Origin of the sequence: Salifodinibacter halophilus (assembly GCA_012999515.1) — a bacterium.
Classification (GTDB): domain Bacteria; phylum Pseudomonadota; class Gammaproteobacteria; order Nevskiales; family Salinisphaeraceae; genus Salifodinibacter; species Salifodinibacter halophilus.
In genome coordinates, this window is the sequence record JABEEB010000292.1 from 1 (window position 1) to 268 (window position 268).

The 268-nt window shown below is 68.3% G+C and carries 1 protein-coding gene; it reads left to right on the forward strand.

Annotated elements, in window-relative coordinates:
* Positions 1 to 268 (forward strand): hypothetical protein (locus HKX41_11715; GenBank protein ID NNC24800.1); only part of this gene is annotated, 268 nt, incomplete at both ends.

Below are 268 nucleotides of genomic sequence, written 5' to 3' on the forward strand. Positions count from 1 at the left end.
TGCCGGGTTATCTGGCCGATCCGCAAAGCCGCGCCCTGGCCGAACTGAGCGACGAATGCCTGCGGCGCCTGCCCGAGATCCTGCGCGGTGGCCTGCTTGCCACCGACGTGCTGTTCCCGAACGGTTCGATGGACAAGGTCGCCGGGCTCTATCGCGACAACGCCACCGCCGACACCTTCAACGATTTGGTCGCCGAGGCGGTGGCCGCCTACGTGTGCCGCCGGCGCGAGCGCGATCCTTCGTTCCGCCTGCGACTGCTGGAGATCGG